General features: G+C 73.5%; 19 protein-coding genes and 1 pseudogene. 7 read left to right on the top strand and 13 right to left on the bottom strand.

All coding sequences use genetic code 11. The annotated features are described in order from the left end of the window. Positions 1–49: 49 nt before the first annotated feature. Both ACFYNS_RS17890 and ACFYNS_RS17885 read left to right on the top strand, forming a co-directional pair. Positions 50–1,351, top strand: coding sequence for a PTS transporter subunit EIIC (locus ACFYNS_RS17890; protein ID WP_360302489.1), 1,302 nt, complete (start codon positions 50–52; stop codon positions 1,349–1,351). 564 nt (positions 1,352–1,915) lie between these two features. Further along, positions 1,916–3,157, top strand: coding sequence for a PTS transporter subunit EIIC (locus ACFYNS_RS17885; protein ID WP_360302643.1), 1,242 nt, complete (start codon positions 1,916–1,918; stop codon positions 3,155–3,157). A gap of 51 nt (positions 3,158–3,208) precedes the next feature. On the opposite strand, the gene ACFYNS_RS17880 is transcribed toward ACFYNS_RS17885, so the two are convergent. Next, positions 3,209–3,970 (bottom strand): MBL fold metallo-hydrolase, encoded by a 762-nt coding sequence (locus tag ACFYNS_RS17880; RefSeq protein ID WP_360302646.1) that lies wholly within the window; start codon positions 3,968–3,970, stop codon positions 3,209–3,211. Between the two features lie 229 nt (positions 3,971–4,199). Here ACFYNS_RS17880 and ACFYNS_RS17875 point away from each other — a divergent pair, with 229 nt between their 5' ends. Beyond that, on the top strand, positions 4,200–4,619 hold the full coding sequence (locus tag ACFYNS_RS17875; RefSeq protein WP_360302649.1) for a type II toxin-antitoxin system PemK/MazF family toxin: 420 nt from the start codon (positions 4,200–4,202) through the stop codon (positions 4,617–4,619). Between the two features lie 48 nt (positions 4,620–4,667). On the opposite strand, the gene ACFYNS_RS17870 is transcribed toward ACFYNS_RS17875, so the two are convergent. The 7 genes from ACFYNS_RS17870 to clpS form a co-directional block, all read right to left on the bottom strand. Further along, positions 4,668–5,618, bottom strand: coding sequence for a cysteine synthase (locus ACFYNS_RS17870; protein ID WP_360302652.1), 951 nt, complete (start codon positions 5,616–5,618; stop codon positions 4,668–4,670). Beyond that, positions 5,618–5,929 (bottom strand): MoaD/ThiS family protein, encoded by a 312-nt coding sequence (locus ACFYNS_RS17865; RefSeq protein ID WP_019357022.1) that lies wholly within the window; start codon positions 5,927–5,929, stop codon positions 5,618–5,620. Before ACFYNS_RS17865 ends, ACFYNS_RS17870 begins: the two co-directional genes overlap by 1 nt. 129 nt (positions 5,930–6,058) lie before the next feature. Beyond that, positions 6,059–6,169, bottom strand: coding sequence for a putative leader peptide (locus tag ACFYNS_RS17860; RefSeq protein ID WP_019357021.1), 111 nt, complete (start codon positions 6,167–6,169; stop codon positions 6,059–6,061). Between the two features lie 101 nt (positions 6,170–6,270). Beyond that, positions 6,271–6,696: a Mov34/MPN/PAD-1 family protein gene (locus ACFYNS_RS17855; protein WP_388603751.1), complete on the bottom strand. Its 426-nt coding sequence runs from the start codon at positions 6,694–6,696 to the stop codon at positions 6,271–6,273. A gap of 185 nt (positions 6,697–6,881) precedes the next feature. Further along, positions 6,882–8,378, bottom strand: coding sequence for an amino acid permease (locus ACFYNS_RS17850; protein WP_388603748.1), 1,497 nt, complete (start codon positions 8,376–8,378; stop codon positions 6,882–6,884). A gap of 501 nt (positions 8,379–8,879) precedes the next feature. Next, complete coding sequence (locus ACFYNS_RS17845; protein ID WP_388603746.1) at positions 8,880–9,596, bottom strand: DUF2017 domain-containing protein; 717 nt, start codon at positions 9,594–9,596, stop codon at positions 8,880–8,882. After that, positions 9,596–9,907 (bottom strand): ATP-dependent Clp protease adapter ClpS, encoded by a 312-nt coding sequence (clpS, locus tag ACFYNS_RS17840; protein WP_019357017.1) that lies wholly within the window; start codon positions 9,905–9,907, stop codon positions 9,596–9,598. The genes ACFYNS_RS17845 and clpS overlap by 1 nt, the downstream gene beginning before the upstream one ends. A gap of 179 nt (positions 9,908–10,086) precedes the next feature. Between clpS and ACFYNS_RS17835 the strand changes: the two genes are divergently transcribed. Next, entirely contained in the window at positions 10,087–11,406 is a 1,320-nt protein-coding gene (locus tag ACFYNS_RS17835; RefSeq protein WP_360302083.1) for a nicotinate phosphoribosyltransferase, read from the top strand. 200 nt (positions 11,407–11,606) lie between these two features. Further along, the gene (locus ACFYNS_RS17830; RefSeq protein WP_388603744.1) at positions 11,607–12,200 is read left to right on the top strand and encodes an isochorismatase family protein; all 594 of its coding nucleotides are present in this window, start codon (positions 11,607–11,609) and stop codon (positions 12,198–12,200) included. Between the two features lie 297 nt (positions 12,201–12,497). Here ACFYNS_RS17830 and ACFYNS_RS17825 read toward each other — a convergent pair whose 3' ends face one another. Continuing rightward, the gene (locus ACFYNS_RS17825) at positions 12,498–12,764 is read right to left on the bottom strand and encodes a hypothetical protein (RefSeq protein ID WP_360302080.1); all 267 of its coding nucleotides are present in this window, start codon (positions 12,762–12,764) and stop codon (positions 12,498–12,500) included. Between the two features lie 906 nt (positions 12,765–13,670). On the opposite strand from ACFYNS_RS17825, the gene ACFYNS_RS17820 reads away from it, so the two are divergent. Beyond that, the gene (locus ACFYNS_RS17820; protein WP_388603741.1) at positions 13,671–14,021 is read left to right on the top strand and encodes a hypothetical protein; all 351 of its coding nucleotides are present in this window, start codon (positions 13,671–13,673) and stop codon (positions 14,019–14,021) included. 105 nt (positions 14,022–14,126) lie between these two features. Here ACFYNS_RS17820 and ACFYNS_RS17815 read toward each other — a convergent pair whose 3' ends face one another. From ACFYNS_RS17815 to ACFYNS_RS17805, 3 genes and pseudogenes are all read right to left on the bottom strand, one after another. Then, the gene (locus ACFYNS_RS17815) at positions 14,127–14,858 is read right to left on the bottom strand and encodes an RDD family protein (RefSeq protein WP_360302064.1); all 732 of its coding nucleotides are present in this window, start codon (positions 14,856–14,858) and stop codon (positions 14,127–14,129) included. Positions 14,859–15,160: 302 nt separating this feature from the next. Continuing rightward, complete coding sequence (locus tag ACFYNS_RS17810; RefSeq protein WP_360302074.1) at positions 15,161–16,801, bottom strand: RDD family protein; 1,641 nt, start codon at positions 16,799–16,801, stop codon at positions 15,161–15,163. A gap of 24 nt (positions 16,802–16,825) precedes the next feature. After that, positions 16,826–16,915 (bottom strand): annotated as a pseudogene (locus tag ACFYNS_RS17805) (DUF2510 domain-containing protein); the annotation flags it as partial. A gap of 440 nt (positions 16,916–17,355) precedes the next feature. On the opposite strand from ACFYNS_RS17805, the gene ACFYNS_RS17800 reads away from it, so the two are divergent. Beyond that, on the top strand, positions 17,356–17,766 hold the full coding sequence (locus tag ACFYNS_RS17800; RefSeq protein ID WP_360302061.1) for an SsgA family sporulation/cell division regulator: 411 nt from the start codon (positions 17,356–17,358) through the stop codon (positions 17,764–17,766). A 116-nt stretch (positions 17,767–17,882) separates the two neighbouring features. Here the strand turns inward: ACFYNS_RS17800 and ACFYNS_RS17795 are convergent, their stop codons facing one another. Next, the gene (locus ACFYNS_RS17795; protein WP_360301825.1) at positions 17,883–19,367 is read right to left on the bottom strand and encodes an MFS transporter; all 1,485 of its coding nucleotides are present in this window, start codon (positions 19,365–19,367) and stop codon (positions 17,883–17,885) included. Positions 19,368–19,437 lie beyond the last annotated feature (70 nt).

Genomic DNA, 19,437 nt, shown 5'->3' with positions numbered 1-19,437 from the left:
CGTCAGTCGCCCGGTCGGCGGACGAGCGGCCGACCAGTCAGGAGGGGCCGTGAGCGCCAACGCCGCAGCCGGGCCGGGGAGGAAGTGGACCTCCGGATTCTTCCAGGGCCTGCAGAAGATGGGCCGCAGCCTCCAGCTCCCCATCGCCGTGCTCCCCGCCGCCGGCATCCTCAACCGGCTCGGCCAGCCGGACATCTTCGGCGACGACGGGCTGGGCTGGACGGATGTGGCCAAGGTCTTCCTCGGCGCGGGGAGCGCGCTGCTGGACTCGGCGCTCGGACTGCCGCTGCTGTTCTGCGTGGGCGTGGCCATCGGCATGGCCAAGAAGGCGGACGGCTCGACCGCGCTCGCCGCCGTCGCCGGCTTCCTCGTCTACTACAACATCCTCCAGCAGTTCCCCGACTGCCCCTCCGGCACCAGCTACGACGCCGAACTGGGCACCTGCCTGGCCAAGGACAGCACCGCGGCCGGTGCCGCCTCCTTCCAGAACCCGGGGGTGTTCGGCGGCATCATCGTCGGGCTGCTCACCGCGTGGTTCTGGCAGCGCTTCCACCGGGTGAAGCTCGTGGACTGGCTGGGCTTCTTCAACGGCCGCCGGCTGGTGCCGATCATCATGGCCTTCGTCGCGCTGGTCTTCGCGGTGCTGTGCCAGTGGGTGTGGCCGCCCGTCGGCGACGGGCTCACCAGCTTCTCGAAGTGGATGTCGGACCTGGGCGCCTGGGGCGCGGGGATCTTCGGTATCGCCAACCGGGCACTGATCCCGATCGGGATGCACCAGTTCCTGAACACCTTCATGTGGTTCCAGTTCGGCAGCTACAAGAAGCCGGACGGCGAGATCGTGCACGGCGACATCAACCGCTTCCTGGCCGGCGACCCGGACGCCGGGCAGTTCCTCACCGGGTTCTTCCCGATCATGATGTTCGCGCTGCCCGCCGCCGCACTGGCCATCACGCACGCGGCCCGGCCGGAGCGCCGCAAGGTCGTCGGCGGCCTGATGCTCTCGACGGCGCTGACCTCGTTCGTCACCGGGGTGACCGAGCCGATCGAGTTCTCCTTCCTCTTCGTGGCCCCGGTGCTGTACGTCATCCACGTCCTGCTGACGGGCGTCTCGATGGCCCTCACCTGGGGGCTCGGCGTGCACGACGGCTTCAGCTTCTCCGCGGGGCTGATCGACTACGTCATCAACTGGAGCCTGGCCACCAAACCCTGGCTGATCATCCCGATCGGACTGTGCTTCGCGGTGGTCTACTACGTGATCTTCCGTGTCGTGATCTCCGTGTTCGATCTCAAGACTCCCGGGCGGGAGCCGGAGGAGATCGCAGAGGAGATCGAGAACGACGTCACCCGGTAGCGGCGCTGCACGCGAAGCCGGCGCCTGCGCCTGCGCCGACGGCGGCGGCGCGACCGCCGAGCGGCGCGGGTGCGCGGTGGAGCGAGAGCACTTCGCCGGAGCCGCGGGGCACGAGTGGGCCGCGGCACAGGGCCGCGCGGCCGGACAGCTGGCGGCGGCCCGGTCGGGTGCGCGGCGGTGCCGCTCCGGGCCGCGGGAAGTCGGCCGCCGAAAGGGCGGCGCCGCCGAGGGGGCGGCGCCGGGCGCGCAAGGCGTTGACCCCGTAGCGGGCGAGCCGGCCGGTGCGCCTGCCCGGCCGCCGGGAGATGTCCGGCTCGCCGCCTGGACAGGGCACCGCACCGGGCGCCGGTGACGAGACCCGGCGAGCCGCCGGGAGCGGGGCTGCCGGGTGCCGGCTTCGGCGGCACCGGGCAGCGGCCGAACGTTGCCCAGATCACCCGGAAGAGACCGTTCCGCCGTGCGCCGGGGCCGTGCTACTAATGGTCTACACCACTACGTGGACTAGACCACCAGCGGGCTGCCTCCTCCCTGTGCAGCACCCGCCCCACCTGGAGGAACACCCCCATGAGCACGGACACCGCTGCTCCCGCGAAGAAGCGGGGCTCCGGACTGTTCCAAGGACTGCAGAAGGTCGGACGCAGCCTGCAGCTGCCCATCGCCGTCCTCCCCGCCGCAGGCATCCTCAACCGGCTCGGCCAGCCCGACGTCTTCGGCGACGAGGGGCTGAAGTGGCACGACGTCGCCGCCGCGTTCGCCGGCGCGGGCGGCGCCATCTTCGACAACCTGCCGCTGCTGTTCTGCATCGGCGTCGCCATCGGCTTCGCCAAGAAGTCCGACGGCTCCACGGCGCTCGCCGCGCTCGTCGGCTTCCTCGTCTACAAGAACGTCCTGGAGGCCTTCCCCGTCCACGAGGCCGTGGTCAAGGCGGGCGAGGACACCCCGGCCGTCTACAACGACCCGGGAGTGCTCGGCGGCGTCCTGATGGGGCTGATAGCCGCGGTCGTCTGGCAGCGCTACCACCGCACCAAACTGGTGGACTGGCTGGGCTTCTTCAACGGCCGCCGGCTGGTGCCGATCATCATGGCCTTCGTCGGCCTCGTCGTCGGCGTGGCCTTCACCCTGGTCTGGGGACCGATCGGGGACGCCATCACCGCGTTCGGCGAGTGGATGACCGGGCTGGGCGCCACCGGTGCGGGCATCTTCGGCCTGATCAACCGGGCGTTGATCCCGGTGGGCATGCACCAGTTCCTCAACACGGTCGCCTGGTTCCAGCTCGGTGACTTCACGAACGCCTCCGGGGACGTCGTGCACGGCGACATCGCCCGGTTCTTCGCGGGCGACCCGAGCGCGGGCCAGTTCATGTCCGGCTTCTTCCCGATCATGATGTTCGGGCTGCCCGCCGCCGCGCTGGCGATCGCGCACTGCGCCAAGCCGCACCGCCGCAAGGCCGTGACCGGCATGATGGTCTCGCTCGCGCTGACCTCGTTCGTCACCGGCATCACCGAACCGATCGAGTTCACCTTCATGTTCATCGCACCGGTGCTGTACGTGGTGCACGCGGTGCTCACGGCCGTCTCGATGGCGGTGACCTGGACGCTCGGAGTCCACGACGGCTTCAGCTTCTCCGCGGGCTTCATCGACTACGCCATCAACTGGAGCCTGGCCACCAAACCCTGGCTGATCATCCCGATCGGACTGTGCTTCGCTGCGGTCTACTACGTGATCTTCCGCTTCCTGATCGTGAAGCTGGACATCAAGACCCCGGGCCGCGAACCGGACGACGAGGTCGAGGACCTGACCAAGTGACAGGCGCCGGCGTGCCGCGCGGCATCCGCCGCCGCGGCACGCCGGTCGGTTTCAGACCTCGTACACCGCACCGGCCCGGGCCATCTCCACCGGCCCGGCGAAGACCGCCTTCGCGTCCCGCAGGTTGATCTGCGGATCCGTCCACGGCGGTACGTGGGTGAGCACCAGCCGCCCCGCACCGGCCCGGGCCGCGACCTCCCCGGCCTCCCGTCCGTTCAGATGCAGACCGGGGATCTGCTCCTTGCCGTCCGTGAACGACGCCTCGCACAAGAACAGATCGGCGTCCCGCGCCGCCAGTTCGAGCGCCGGACTGGGCCCGGTGTCACCCGAATACGTGAGGACCCGCCCGCTCTCCTCGTGCTCGACGCGGAACGCGTACGCCTCGACCGGGTGCTCGACCCGCTCCGTGCGCACCCGGAAGGGACCCGCCTCGAAGCCGCCGCCGGGCGTGAGCGTACGGAAGGTGAAGACCTCGCTCATCGACGACTCGGACGGGGTGTCGGCGTAGGCGGTGGTGAGCCGCTGCTCGGTGCCGGGCGGGCCGTACACCGGGAGGGGAGCGCAACGGCCGCCCTCGTGGCGGTAGTAGCGGGCCACGAAGTAGCCGCACATGTCGATGCAGTGGTCCGCGTGCAGATGGCTGAGCGCGATCGCGTCGAGGTCGTAGAGCCCGCAGTGGCGCTGCAGCTCACCGAGCGCGCCGTTGCCCATGTCCAGGAGCAGCCGGAAGCCGTCGGCCTCGACGAGATAGCTCGAACAGGGCGATTCCGTGGACGGGAACGACCCGGAACAGCCGACGACGGTGAGCTTCATGGAGCGGGAACCTCCGTTGACGGCTGCGGGAGAAGTCCCCATCTGGTTGACGAGGGGACTTCCGAGCGTAAGCCGCGCGGGTCGGGTCGGCTCCTCGATGCGGCGGCGGTGTGGGCGGAATCACCAGCCCGGGGTAGCGTCGTTCCCCGGGCGGTCCCCGCGCAAACGCCGCACGGTGTCGGGAGGGACACCCCGGACACCTCGCAGGCGCGGCGGAGGCGGAACGGAAATGGACACCAGGTGGTGGCTGGCGCTCGGCGGCGTCGTGCTGCTCGCGTTCGTGGCGGCGCTCGTGGACGGCCGGGGCCGGCTGGGCCCCCGCCGCCCCGCGGACCCGGGCGGCCGGGGCGGCAAGCCGCGGGCCGAGCGGGCGGCGCCGCGCCCCCGGCCCGGGGAGATCTGGCGGACCAGCCTGCCGGACGGCAGCGAGCCGCTCTTCCTCGTCCTGGCGGTGCGCACGGACGGCGCCCGGCTGGCCCGGCTCACGCCGGAGCCCACCGATCTTCCGGTGCTTCCGGAGGACGCCGCGGCCGGTCCCGCCTATCTGGAGCCGGAGATCCTGGCCGAGGCCGGACTCGGCCGGCTTCTCACCCGCTGCGGCGAGGTCGACCCGGACACCTGGGAGCGGGTCCGGCACCTGGCCGACTGACCGGGTGCCGGAACCGGGACCGGCCCCGGACCGCCGGGGGCCGTGCCGCTACGCCCAGAGCTGGCCCTGGACGGCGGCGACCGCGTCCTCGTCGGACTCGGCGGTGTACAGGCCGGTCGACAGGTACTTCCAGCCGCCGTCCGCCACCAGGAAGACGATGTCGGCGCTCTCCCCCGCCTTCACGGCCCGGCGGCCCACCCCGATCGCGGCGTGCAGCGCGGCGCCGGTGGAGACTCCGGCGAAGATGCCCTCCTGCGCGAGGAGTTCCCTGGTGCGGGTCACCGCGTCCGCGGAGCCGACCGAGAAGCGCGTGGTGAGCACCGACTCGTCGTAGAGCTCGGGCACGAAGCCCTCGTCCAGGTTGCGCAGCCCGTACACCAGGTCGTCGTAGCGCGGCTCGGCGGCCACGATCTTCACGTCCGGACGGTGCTCGCGCAGATAGCGGCCCGCTCCCATCAGGGTGCCGGTGGTGCCGAGGCCCGCCACGAAGTGGGTGACGGACGGCAGGTCCGCGAGGATCTCGGGGCCGGTGGTGGCGTAGTGCGCGCCCGCGTTGTCCGGGTTCCCGTACTGGTAGAGCATCACCCAGTCCGGGTGCTCGGCGGCCAGTTCCTTGGCCACCCGGACCGCCGTGTTGGAGCCGCCCGCCGCGGGCGAGGAGACGATCTCGGCGCCCCACATGGCCAGCAGCTGGCGGCGCTCCTCGCTGGTGTTCTCCGGCATGACGCAGACGATGCGGTAGCCCTTGAGCCGGGCCGCCATGGCCAGCGAGATGCCGGTGTTCCCGGAGGTCGGCTCCAGGATGGTGCAGCCGGGCCGCAACCGGCCGTCCTTCTCGGCCTGTTCGACCATGTGCAGCGCCGGACGGTCCTTGATGGAACCCGTCGGGTTGCGGTCCTCCAGCTTCGCCCAGATCCGCACCTCCTCGGAGGGCGAGAGGCGGGCCAGCCGCACCAGAGGCGTGTTGCCGACCGCCTCGAGCGGGGAGTCGTAGCGCATCAGCGCATGCCCAGGCGTCGGCCGGCCGGCCGCGCACCGGAGCCCCCGGCGACGGCCGGGAGGATCGTGACGCTGTCCCCGTCGCCGAGCCGGGTCGAGATGCCGTCGAGGAAGCGCACGTCCTCGTCGTTGAGGTAGACGTTCACGAACCGGCGCAGCTCGCCGCCGTCCACCAGGCGCGCCTGGATGCCGGTGTGGCGGCTCTCCAGGTCGGTGAAGAGTTCACCGATGGTGGCGCCCGTGCCCTCGACGACCTTCTGGTCGCCGGTGTAGGTGCGGAGGATGGTCGGAATGCGGACCTCGATGGCCATGAGAGAGCTCCCGTCGGAGAGGAAAGAGGGCTGGCTGTTCGGCGGGCGGGCTGCGCGCGCATGCCCCGTACCGCGGGCAGGGGGCTGACGGGGCCCGGGCGCGCAGCGCGGCACCCGAGGGGGCGCACGTCAGGACAGCGGACAGATCGCGCTGGCGAGGCGGCACAGGTCGACGTGCAGGCGCGCCACGAGCACGCTGCCCGGGGCCTTCTCGAATGCGCTCACGTCGGGGACAACCATGGGCTCATCGTAACGATTCCCGGACGGGAAATCGGATGCCGGTTTCATGATGCGGACGGAGGCGTCTCAGAATGGTGGGTGACGGGTCGCTGAGCAGGTGCTCAGTAGCTCTCGACGACCGCGACCTCTTCCTCGGTCACCTCGCCGTCCACGATGCGGAACGAACGGAACGAGAAGGGCCCCTCGTCGTTGCCGCACTCGGCGGTGGAGACGAGCACGTAGTGCGCACCGGGCTCGTTGGCGTAGGAGATGTCCGTCCGAGAGGGGTACGCCTCGGTCGCGGTGTGCGAGTGGTAGATCACGACCGGTTCCTCGTCCCGGTCGTCCATCTCGCGGTAGAGCTTGAGCAGGTCCGAGGAGTCGAACTCGTAGAAGGTCGGCGAGCGCGCGGCGTTCAGCATCGGGATGAAGCGCTCCGGACGGCCCTTGCCGACCGGTCCGGCGATCACACCGCACGCCTCGTCCGGGTGGTCCGCGCGGGCGTGGGCGACGATCCGGTCGTGCAGCTCCTGGGTGATGGTCAGCATGGGGGCAAGGATAAGCACGCGCCCGGCGGCACCCGCCGGACAGGGCTGCCCGGGCCGGACGGACCGGTCGGGGCGGTCGGGGCGGTCGGACCGGTCGGGGCGGACGGGGCGGGGGCCCGGGCGGGCGGGCGTGGCAGTGGTGCCCGGCGCGGGCGGTCAGCGGCGGCGTCCGGGGCCGGGGCCGCTCAGGGCTGCTCCGGCTGCTCGGCCGGGGGCACGGGCGGCGCCGGCCGGGCGAAGACGTGCGGGGTGCGGGCCTTGACCACGAAGTACGAGACGGTCAGCAGCAGCGCCCAGATCGGTGCGGCGTAGAGCGAGACCCGGGCGTCGGGGTCGAAGCCCATCAGCGCGATCACCAGGAAGATGAAGGCCAGGGCCGCCATGCCGGTCCAGGGCGCGCCGGGCATCCGGAAGTCCGAGCGGCGCAGCTCGCCCCGGTCGGCCCTGGCCCGGTAGCGCAGCTGGGAGCAGAGGATCATGATCCAGGCCCACATGCCGGAGATGGTGGCGAAGGAGACGACGTAGTCGAACGCCTTGGACGGCCACTCGTAGTTGATCCACACGCCGACCGACATCAGCGCGGCCGAGGCGGTGGTCCCGACGAACGGCAGCCCGGTGCCGGAGAGCCGGGTGAAGAGCCTCGGGCCCTGGCCGTTGAGTGCCAGGTCGCGCAGCATCCGGCCGGTGGAGTACATCCCCGAGTTGCAGGAGGAGAGCGCCGCGGTCAGCACCACGAAGTTGACGACGGCCGCGCCCGCGGGCAGCCCGATGCGCTGGAACGCGGCGACGAACGGGCTGGTGCCCGGCTCGAACGCGGTCCAGGAGACGACCGAGAGGATGACGGCCAGCGAGCCGATGTAGAACAGCGCGATCCGCCAGGGCACGGTGCGGATCGCCCGGGGCAGTACCTTGGCCGGGTCGGCGGCCTCGCCCGCGGTGACGCCGACCAGTTCGACGGCGAGGAACGAGAACATCACGATCTGCAGCGTCATCAGGGTGCTGCCGACGCCGTTGGGGAAGACCCCGTCGTGCTGGTAGAGGTTGCCGACCGACGCGGTGTCACCGGCCTGCGAGAAGCCCAGTGTGAGCACCCCGAGGCCGATCAGGATCATGCCGACGATCGCGGTCACCTTGATCATCGAGAACCAGAACTCCAGCTCCCCGAAGAGCTTCACGGAGATCAGATTGATGCCGTAGAGGGCGACGGTGAACACCAGTGCGGAGATCCACGGCTGGACGCTCCACCAGTAGTTCACATAGGTCGCGGCGGCCGTCACCTCCGTGATGCCGGTGACGACCCAGAAGAGCCAGTAGGTCCAGCCGGTGACGAACCCCCAGTAGGGCCCGAGCAGTTCGCGCGCGTACTCGGAGAACGAGCCGGAGACCGGGCGGTACATCAGCAGTTCGCCCAGCGCGCGCATGATCACGTAGATGACGGCGCCCGCGACGAGGTACGCCAGGATGATGCTCGGTCCGGCCTTGTGGATGGACTTGCCCGCCCCCAGGAAGAGCCCGGTCCCGATGGCGCCGCCGATGGCGATCATCTGGATCTGCCGGCCGCCGAGCCCCCGCCGGTAGCCCTCCGGCGAGCCGCTGCCGGGAGTCGCGCCGCCGGCGGCTTCCGCCGCGGTGCCGGACGTCGGGTCCGGTACCGGATCGTGGTCCTCGACCTCGGAGGTCATCTGGTGCGCCTTTCGCCGTGCCGGTCCGGCCCGCTCCGGATCGCGCCCGATCCCCGGCCGGAGTCGTCCGGGCAGGCGGCCGGCCCGCGGTGCGCCGCCGTGCGCCGCCGTGCGGCAGGGGCGGCACCCGGGGCCGCAGCCGGACGTGGGGAGACGTACCACGCGGAGCGGTCGGCGACGCAGGAGACACGGCACGGAGGCGACGGAGACGGCCGGGCCCGGGAGGCGGCGCGGCGGACCGCCCTGGCGGTCGCCTCGGAGGGTGCACCGCGCCGACGTGCGGCGCGGGGGCCGTCCGGCACCGCGCACGAATACCCGACCGGGTGAACGGCGCGGACACCAGGCGCACCCGTCATGGCTATGCCGTGCCGGGCCCGCTGCTCCCGGGCCACACCGGGCCGTGCCAGGAGCCGGCCGGGATTCCGCGTCAGGAACCGGCCGAGCGCGCTTCGGCGGCCCCCGTGCGGGGGCCGCCGAAGCGGTGGCTTCCTCCGGAGCGCGTCAGTCCTCGCCGGTACCCGGCAGCAGCGTCTCCACCAGGGTCTCCTGCAGACCGCCCAGCCACAGGTAGGCCATCACCATGGGCTTGCGCTCGTCGCTGTCGGGCAGCCGGTAGAGCTCGTCGTCGCTGTCGTCGCTCACCTCGAGGCGGGTGCCGATGGCCAGCCGCAGGTCGTTGAGCGCGCCCAGCCACTGCTGGGACTGCTCCGGGGTCAGGGTGAGCACGGCGCCCCGCTCCCCCGGCGTCAGCCCGTCCAGCGCCCGAACCACCGCGAGCCCGGCCGCCCGCTTGTGGGCCCGCAGGTCGTTCTCGGTGTAGCGGCGGAACTCAGCGGAGGCGGCCCGGTCCTGCTTGGCCCGCGCCGCCTCGCCGCTGCCGGGCTCCAGGTCCTCGGCGGGCGCGGCAGCCGGGCCGGGACCGTAGGCGTCGGGGAAGAGCCGGGCCAGCACCGGGTCGGCGGGCGGCTCGCTGGACCCCTCGGCGAACGGCGGCCAGGAGACCGCCTCGATGCCCGCCAGCTCCTCCTCCATGCTCGCGCCACCCGCCGTACCGGAGGACCCGGCATCCTGCGGGGGCTGCGGCTGGTCGGCGGGTTCGCTGCCCGGGCCGATCAGCTCCAGGAGCTGCACCGCGAGGCTGCGCAGGATCGAGATCTCCACCTCGTCCAGCGCGATGGCGGCGCCGCCGTCCCCGGTCGGCTCGAAGTGCCCGGCCATCAGCGGTCCTGGGTGAGCGTGGCCCACAGACCGTAGCCGTGCATGGCCTGCACGTCGCGCTCCATCTCCTCGCGGGTCCCGCTGGAGACGATGGCGCGCCCCTTGTGGTGGACGTCGAGCATCAGTTTCTTCGCCTTCTCCTTCGAATAGCCGAAGTACGCCTGGAACACGTACGTCACGTAGCTCATGAGGTTGACCGGGTCGTTGTGCACGACGGTCACCCAGGGCACATCCGGTTCGGGAACCTCTACGGGTTCCTCGGTGGTCTCCGGGCGCTCGATCTCCGTGGGGGCGACACTCACGGGTCCCATGCTGCCACTCGGCACCCGGGGGCGCCCAAACAGCTCCCCCGAGCCCCGTATATCGTCAGGCTGACGAGATCCGGGGTACGCTCGCAGCGACCGACCCGAACACACGAGGTGAGGCAGCAGTGCTGGATTCCCCAGGGGGGCAGCCCCCGCACGACTCCCGGCAGGAACACGCCCGGCGGATGGAGACGGGGCTGCCGGTGGAGGTGCCGTCCACCGCGCTCTTCACCGACCAGTACGAGCTGACCATGCTGCAGGCCGCGCTGCGCGCCGGGACCGCCGAACGCCGCTCCGCCTTCGAGGTCTTCACCCGCCGGCTGCCCGAGGGTCGCCGCTACGGTGTCGTCGCGGGCACCGGACGGGTGCTGGACGCGGTGGAGAACTTCCGCTTCGACGGCCAACTGCTCGACTTCCTGCGCGAGACGCGGGTGGTGGACGAGCCGACCCTCGAACGGCTGGCCGACTACCGCTTCGGCGGCGACATCCTGGGCTACCCGGAGGGCGAGGTCTACTTCCCCGGCTCCCCGATCCTGCGGGTGGAGGGCACGTTCGCCGAGTGCGTGCTGCTGGAGACGGTGATCCTCTCCATCCTCAACCACGACTCCGCCGTGGCGGCCGCGGCCTCCCGGATGGCGGTGGCCGCGGCCGACCGCCCGCTGATCGAGATGGGCGCCCGCCGCACCCACGAACTCGGCGCCGTGGCCGCCGCCCGGGCGGCCTACGTCGGAGGCTTCGACACCACCTCCGACCTGGCAGCGGGCTTCCGCTACCGCATCCCCACCGTCGGCACCAGCGCCCACGCCTTCACGCTGCTGCACGACACCGAGCGGGACGCCTTCACCGCGCAGGTCGACTCCCTGGGCAGCGGTACGACCCTGCTGGTGGACACCTACGACGTGGCCGAGGCGGTGCGCACCGCGGTCGAGGTCGCCGGCCCGGAGCTGGGCGCCGTCCGGATCGACTCCGGGGACCTGCTGCTGGTGGCCCACCGAGTGCGCCAGCAGCTCGACGAGCTGGGCGCGGACCGGACCCGGATCGTGGTCACCAGCGACCTGGACGAGTACGCCATCGCCTCGCTGGCCGCGGCCCCGGTGGACGCCTACGGCGTGGGCACCCAGCTGGTCACCGGCAGCGGGCACCCGACCTGCTCGATGGTCTACAAACTGGTGGCCCGCGCCGACTCCGACACCCCCGGGGCACCGCTCCGTCCGGTGGCCAAGCGGTCGACCGGCGGCAAGACCTCCATCGGCGGCGCCAAGTGGGCCGCCCGGCCGGTGGACGCGGACGGGGTCGCCACGGCGGAGATCGTGGGCACCGGCGAGGTGCCGCCCGAGCTGGCCGAGCACCTCGTCCAGGTGAAGCTGGTCGACCGGGGCACCGTCGTCGGCCGCGAGCCCCTGGACGCCGCCCGTGAACGCCACCGCGCGGCCCGGGCCCGGCTGCCGATGTCCGCGACCCAGCTCTCCCGGGGCGAGCCGGTACTCCCCGTGGAGCACGTGTAACCCCCGGTACGGTGACGCATGCAACCCCCGGTACGGTGAGCCGCGGCGGCGGCGTCCGCACACTGCCGCCGGGCCTCGCAAGTGTCTAGTCTCGGAGGTGACGGGCGGCGGCTCCCTCTGGCATCCGCCGAGGGCGCAACGGCCCACCTCTCCCCGGTCCCGCCCCTCCCAGTCGACCCACCAGCCGAAAGGTGTGCACCATGCACCGGGCCCTGATCGTCGTGGACGTCCAGAACGACTTCTGCGAAGGCGGCAGCCTCGCCGTCGCGGGCGGCGCCGACGTCGCGGCCGCCATCACCGACCTGGTCGGGGACGCCTCCGCCGGTTACCGCCATGTCGTCGCGACCCGGGACGCGCACATCGACCCCGGCGAGCACTTCTCCGCCGACCCGGACTACCGGCACTCCTGGCCGCCGCACTGCGTGGCGGGCACCGAGGGCGTGGGCTTCCACCCCAACTTCACGCCGGCCGTCGCCTCCGGCGCCATCGAGGCGGTCTTCGACAAGGGGGCCCACACCGCCGCCTACAGCGGCTTCGAGGGCGCCGACGAGAACGGCGTCCAGCTGGCGGACTGGCTGCGCCGACGGCAGGTGACCGAGGTCGACGTCGTCGGCATCGCCACCGACCACTGCGTACGCGAGACGGCGCTGGACGCGGCCCGCGCGGGGTTCCGCACCCAGGTGCTGCTCGATCTGACCGCGGGCGTCGCCGAGGAGACCGTCCAGCGGGCGCTGTACGAGCTGCGCGAGGGGGGCGTGGAGCTGACCGGCAAGCCCGTGGTCGCTCCCGCCTAGAGCCGCTCGCGCGCCCTCGGTGAGCGCCCCCGCGCGGGTCCCGCGGGTTGCGTGCGGGGCGCCCCGAGCCCTCGGACCCGCCCCGAGCCCTCAGGCCCGCCCGGAGCCGATGTCGCGCCGGGGCGGCTGCCGCACCGGCCCCGGAACCCGCCGCTCGGCGTCACCCGCCGGTCCTCCGCGCCGCCGGCCTTCCCGCCCCCGGCCGTGCGGCCGGCTCCGGTCGGGAAGCCTGCCGTCGCACGGCTGCCCCCGGCCCCGCGAAGGAGCAGGGGGCAGGGGGCGTCGAAGGACGCGGGGTCAGGCCGGGGTGGCGCGCAGCAGGGCCGCGATGGGGCGCCAGGAGTTGCGGTCGTCGTCCGGGACGGCCCGCCAGACCAGCCCCTCGGGGTGGTGCAGCACCGCCGTGACCTCGTCCGCGGTGGGCGGTTCCGCGTTGCCGCGCAGGTAGATCGCCCGCAGGCCGAGGTTCCGCAGCCTGGTCAGCGCGCGGGCACGGTTCCCGGCGTGCACCAGTACCCGGACGCGCTGCTCCTCGCTGGGTCTGCACACCGCGGCCTCACGCACCGTGTGCGGTTCGTCCGCGAACGCCGACCAGCGCCGCGAGGCCGGCAGCAGCCCGGGGCGTCCCGGGGCGGGTACGACGGCGGAGCGACGGGCTCCGCCCCCGCTCCCGCTCCGCGCGCCCGGGGCTGCGGCACCGGCGGCGGCACTGTGCGGCTCGCGCGGCACCGGAAGCGTCAGCGCGACGATCACGCTGCCGTCCGGAAGCCTGACGAATCCGCCTCCTGACATGATCACCATCTCCCCCGTGAGACTCGTTCGGGTCGGTCGATACGGGGCCGCCCTGAGGCATCCCCACCATGCATCTAAACGCGATCGAGCGCCGATCGCCAGGGGGTAACGGATGATCATGTTTTGACCTGCAACGATGCAAACAAATTCATACCTGGGTTGCACAGGGGTCGCTCACCTGTGCCCGACCACCCGTTTGTGGATCTTCAGGCCCCCCTGACCGTCCGTAACTGTGCCATCTTGTTGACTGTTCTGCACCATTTTACGTGTTTTGTCGCGGCTGATTGAAAGGGCTACTACTTTCGGCGTCGCCATTGGCCCAACCGCTGGCAACAGGGAGAACCGGCCGGAACGTCCGGCTAAGCGGAATCCCCAACTCCCCATCAGATAGCGGGTGCGAACACCGGTGCGGGAGCATGCGCAGCGCACTGGGCCGCCCTCCGCCACCCGCGCCCGACGCGGGCAGCGCGCGACCCGCGCAAGACCCTTCCGCCGTCCGCCAGTTGGGACAACCGGAGTCTCGTGCGCCGGTGCGCCCCCCGTGCAACTACGGCGTGGGTCAGCTCACGCTTGCCGCGCTTTCCGCAAGGGCATGCCGGACCGTAGAGTCGTTCGATGGCGCCCCGTTTGTACCGAGGCAACCCGTAGCGCACATCGACCTGTTCATCCGTTCAGACCGTGCCCACACCCCCCGAGGACGGATCCGCCATGCCGCGTCCGCACCCCGCCCAACTCGTCTACGGCTCGGCCACCGTCATCTGCGCCACGCTCGCCATGCTGCTGCTCTTCGAGATGCGTTCGGGCGCCTGGATCGCCGTGACCGCTCTCGCGTCCCTCGCACTTGGCCTGCTGGTGGCAGTGACCGTCCCCGTCGCCGGACCAACGCTGCGCCGACGCCGGACCGTTGCCCGCGTCCCCGCCGCCGTCGGCTCCCGCGCGCCGGCGCCCCGGCCCGACCCCGCTCCCGCCGCACGGACGGCCGCCGCCCCGGCTCCCGCCGCGACAGCGGGCCTGGGGGCCCGCAACTGACCGTGCCCGCAGCCCTCTCCCGGACTCCCCGGCCGCCGCGCCGGGGGCTCCGGGAGCGCACCGGCCCCGGGCCGGACCGCGGAGCGCGCCGGGGCGGCGGAGCCGTCAGTCCGCCGCGACCACCACCGTGCGGGCCGCCTTGTCGTGCAGGCACTGCTGATAGGGCTTGTCCCAGGTGCAGAAGAGCACGTTCACCAGCCAGAACAGCGAACCCACGCAGGGCACCAGCGGAGGGATCTGGTAGACGGCCGCCCGCAGCCACCCCGGACTACCCGCCGGTACGGCGCCGTTCTGCAGCATCGCGACCCGGACGCGCATCAGCTTCTTGCCGACCGTCTGCCCCGAGTTCGTCAGCATCAGCCCCTCGTAGAGGAAGTAGACGAGGGTGTAGCTGAGCTGAGGCCAGTAGTCGATGCCGGTGTCGGTCGAATAGCCACCCTCCACCACGCCCGCGATGATGCCGATCGGGATGGCGACCAGCAGCGCGTCGATGATCCGGGCCACCAGGCGCTTGCCCCGCGACGCCAGCGGTGCCATCCCCGCCAGCGGGTCCGCGGCACCCTCCGGCCCCCCGTACGGGTTGTCGTAGGGGCTCCCGCCGCCGCCCGGCCCGCCTGGACCACCGCCGTAGCCGCCGCCGTAGCCGTCTGCGGGACCGCCGCCGGCCGGAGGCGGCGGCGGATTGCCGTACGGCGTACCCGGTCCGCCCGGTGGCGGGGCCCCGGGGCCGGGCGGTTCCTGCCCCGGCGGCTGTCCGCCCGCGGCGGGGCGCTGCGGCTCCTGCCCCGGCTCCTGCGGCTTCCGGAACGGATCGTTCTCCGGCTGGTCCGTACTCATGGCCCGAGTGCACCGCCCCCGGGAGGCCGCCGCATCCGGGGCGGGCTGTTCGAGGGACGGGAAGGTCCGTTCACCTCAATTCCCCGAGGCGCCGCACCTCGCGGAATGCCGCACCACAGCGGGTGCCGCGGCTCAGCGGGTGCCGCGACTCAGCAGGTGCCGCGACTCAGCAGGTGCCGCGACTCAGCAGGTGCCGCGACTCAGCAGGTGCCGCGACTCAGCAGGTGCCGCGACTCAGCAGGTGCCGTGCCGGGCGGGTCCCCGCCTCGGCACGCCCCGCCCCGGGCCCGGCACCCGCGCGGTCACAGCCTCAGCTCACCGCCGCCCGCGCGCCCCTTGGCGACGAACGTACCGGCCACCTTGTCGTGCCAGCACTGCCGCCAGGGCCGGTCGAACAGGCACCACGCGGCGTTGACCACGCCGACCACCAGCAGCCCCAGCACCCCGTGCACCAGCCAGCGCAGCACGGCCTTGCCGAACGAGGGCTTTCCGTAGCCCTCGATGTTCACCACCGAGATCCCGAACAGCTTCTTGCCCAGCGTGCGGCCCCACCGGGCGGTCGGCAGCACCTCGTAGACCAGTCCGAAGACCAGTACGGCCCCCAGGACCAGCGCCAGATAGCCGCCCGTCGTGCCGTCGACGAGCCACACCCGCTGGGTGACGCCCGCCTGCTCCACGGCCTCCACCTTGGCGTCAATGTGGTCGATCGTCCGGTCCACGAACGGGAACGCGGCCCCCACGGCCACCCCGAGCGTCAGCACGAGGTCGACCAGGCGCGCACCGAGCCGCATGCCCAGCGAACCGGGCCGCACCTCCTGCTGCGCAGCCCGCGCGAACGGGTCGTCGGCGGGCGGCCGCCACGGGGTGACCACGTCCTGCCCCGGGGACTGCGGCTGGGCGGGCGACCCCGCCGGCTGCGACCAGGAGGGAGCGGCCAACTCCGGCGGCCGACCGGACTGCCGGGCGGCGGGCGGGTGCCCTGCCTGGTCCTGCCCCGGCCCGGGCACCGGGGCGAGCCCCGCAGGCGGTCCCTGCTGCGCGGGGAGCGCCACCGGGCCCGCGCCGAGCGCCGTCTGCTGCCCCGGCCGCTCCGCCACGGCCCCGGCCGCCCCCTGCGCGGGTGCCGGTCGGCCGGACCCGGGTGTCTGGCCGGGGGCGGGCGCGGGAGCGCCGCCGGTACCGGACGGGTTCGGCTCGACCCGGTCCGGGGCGGATCCGCCCGCGGAGGGGCGGCCGTTCTCCGGCGCCTGGCTCTGTGCCGGGATCGCCGCCGCACCGCCCGACGGTGCGGACGCCGCGGCGGGGGCGGACTGCCCGGGCAGGTTCACGGCCGTCGACACCGGACGGTTCGGGGCCGGGTCCGGCACCGGAGCGGCGCCGGATGCCCCGCCCTCCGCCGCCGCGTCGGGAGTCGGTGCAGACCGTGCAGACGGCGCGCCGCCGGGGGCGGCGGCGTCCGCTGCCGGAGCCGAGTGGGCGGGCGCCCCGGCCTGCGGGGTCCGGTCGCCGGTGCGGAGCACCTCGGAGCGGCGCAGGCCGACCGTCTTCTCCCGGCCGCCCGGCTGCGGAGCCTCAGGCGCCGGACCTGGTTCGCGTTCGGTGCGCTCCGCCGCCCGCGCGTCGCCGCCCCAGTCGCCCCGGGGGTCGGCGGCGGGCGGCCCGAAGCCGCCCTGCGGCGGGCTCGACTGCCCCGGACCGGACTGCGGCCGGGCCGGGGCCGGTCCGGGCGATCCACCGGACGCCGCGGGTTCCGGGCCCGGGACCGGCCTTCGCTGCGGGCCGGGCCCGTCCCCGTCGCCGCCCTCGTCCAGGAAGACCGGGCCGGTCTCGTCCGCCGTCGAGCGGCGGGGGCTCGGCGGGCCCGCGGGGCCCTCCTGGCCACCGGTGGCGGGCGGGGCGGGAGCCGCCGCGGGCGAGGACGCCACGGGTGGCGGCGCGGGCATGGGTTCACCCTCACGTGGCTCGGGGCGGCTGGTCCCGGGCACCCAGGACGAGCCGTTCCAGTAGCGGATGTATCCGGGGATGGACGGATCCGGATAGTACCCAGCACGGGGCACCTCACCATGAGTACCGGAGGGTCCCACAGCCCCCAACTCCCCTCACGCACGAAGCATTCGACCGGGCCGCGGTGGTGCGGCCGCACGACCCGCCGCCGGCGGCGCGGCGGGCTCCTCCTCACCGTCCGGGAAGGACGGTAAGGAGGACAGTAACGAAGAAGACCGCGCGGGGCGGAAGCAGCCGCCGCGTGGCCCGCCTTCGAGGGACCCGCCGGCACCCCGCCGACCGCGGCCCGACCAGGCGGAATCGCGCCCGGTCACGCCCTCGGAGCGGCCTCGGCGGCCACCGGGAGGTCACCCGCGCGGGGTGCCCGGCGAAAAACTTCCGCGAACCCGTGTAAGAAACCGCGCCCTGCTGCCTCTTGTCCGGTGCGGGCCCCTTTCCGGCGGCCCGCACCGGGGATCCGGGGATCCGGGGAGCACACGAAAGGGCGCACAGTATGCACACCGTCGTCGAACGCGAAGTGGAGATGAGGCTCGTCCTCGCGCCGGAGCTCAGCGTGGCCGTACCGGCCCGGCTCAGCTACCGCACGGACGACCCCTACGCCGTCCACATGACTTTCCATATCCACTCCGACACGCCCGTCCGCTGGACGTTCGCCCGCGAACTGCTGGTCGAGGGGGTGGCGCAGCCGTGCGGGGACGGCGACGTACGGGTGTGGCCGACCTCGGTGGCGGACCGCGACGTGCTCTGCCTGGCGTTGAGTTCGCCCAACGGGGACGCGCTGCTGGAGGCGCCGTCCCACGTGGTGGCCGACTGGCTGGAGCGGGTGCTGCGGGCGGTGCCGCCGGGCAGCGAGTCGGAGGCGCTGGGTCTGGACGAGCAGTTGACCGGCCTGCTGGAGCAGTGACCCGGCTGCCGGGGTGACCGGCGTGGCGGCAGCCGCCCGCCCGGGTTCCGGCGGGCGGGCGCTGCGGGGTGCCCGCGTCCCGGCGGCCCGGGCCGCCGGGACGGGCCGGTGGGGGCTCAGGCGGCGGGCTCCGCGGGCCGGGCCGCCGGATCGACCGGCCCGGCAGGTGCCGCGGACTCCGCGACGGCCGGTGCCGGGGCCTCCGGACGGGCGGGGACGGCCGGGGAGCGCCACGTCCGGCACAGCAGGGCGGCCAGCGCGCCTGTGAGCATCAGTCCGGCTGCCACGTACAGGGCACGGTCGGCGCCGTGGGCGAGGGCCTGCGCGGGATCCGCGCCGGGCGCGGTGGTGGACACCGCGAGGGTGAGCGAGAGTCCCATGGACGAACCGAGGTAGCGCGCCGTGTTGTTGGCCCCGGAGCCCATGGCGGTCCGGTCCGCGGGGACGCTCTCGACGGCGAGCCGGGGCAGGGCCGCGTTGAGCAGCCCGCTGCCGACGCCCGCGACGAAGAAGCCGGGCACGGTGCGGGCCCAGGAGCCGGCGGCCAGCGCGCCCAGCATCGTCAGTGCGCCGACGGCGGAGAGTGCGAAGCCGAGCGCGAGTTGGTGCCGGGCGGCGAACCGGGGCGGCAGCCGGCGCACCTGGAGGGCCGCGAGCAGCGCCGTGCCGGACCACAGCAGGAAGAGCCAGGAGGTGCCCAGTTCGGACATGCCGAGGGACTGCTGCAGCAGTGCGGGCAGGTAGCTGAACAGGCCGATGACGCCGAGCCCGGTGAACAGGGCGCCGCTGGTCGCGGCGAGGAAGGCCGGGCGGCGGAGGAGCTTCGGGTCCAGCAGGGGCGCGCCGGCTCTGGTCTCCGCCGCGGCGAAGGCGGCGAACAGGGCGAGGGCCGCGGCGGCCGGGCCCAGGACCTGCGGACGCAGCCAGCCGTCCCGGCCCAGCGTGAGGGCGGCGAGCAGCGCGGTCAGCGCGGGCCCGAGCAGCAGGGCACCGGCCAGGTCCGGGCGGCCGGGGCGGGGGTGGCGGGACTCGGTGAGGACGCGGGCCGAGCACACGGTGAGGAGGAGCGCGGCGGCGGCGTAGAACGCGTAGCACAGGCGCCAGTCGACGGTGCCGAGTGCGGCGGAGACCACCGGCCCGACGGCGATGCCGCCGCTGAGGGCCGCTCCCCACACTCCGGTGGCCCGGATGCGCGCCGGTCCTGCCGGGAAGGCGTGGGCGAGCAGTCCGAGGCTGCTGGCGAGGACGGCGGCCCCGGCGGCTCCCTGGGCGACCCGGGCCAGGGTGAAGCCGAGGGTGCCGGTGGCGAGGGCGCCCAGCGCGACGGTGACCGTCAGCGCGCCGAGGCCGCCGACGAAGACCCGTTTGCGCCCGTGGTCGTCGGCGAAGCTGCCCGCGACCAGGAGCACGGCGGCGAGGCCGAGCGGGGTGCCGTTGAGCAGCCAGGGGCGGCCCGCGAGCGAGGTGCCGAGGTCGGCGGTCATGCCGGGGAGGGTGAGCATCGGCGCCGTGTAGTCCATGAGCACGACGAAGGTGGCCAGGCTGGTGGCGGCCAGCACGGCGCCGGGACGGGCGCCGGACGGTCTCGGTGCGGTCGGCACGAGGAGGCTCCTCGGAGTAGGCAGGCGGGCGGGGAGGCAGACAGCGGGCAAGTGAGTTCGTTCATTGAAC

The sequence above is a fragment of the Streptomyces sp. NPDC006925 genome, from assembly GCF_042869575.1.
In the GTDB taxonomy this organism is placed as follows: Bacteria; Actinomycetota; Actinomycetes; order Streptomycetales; family Streptomycetaceae; genus Streptomyces.
This window is presented reverse-complemented; position numbering and strand designations above follow the sequence as displayed.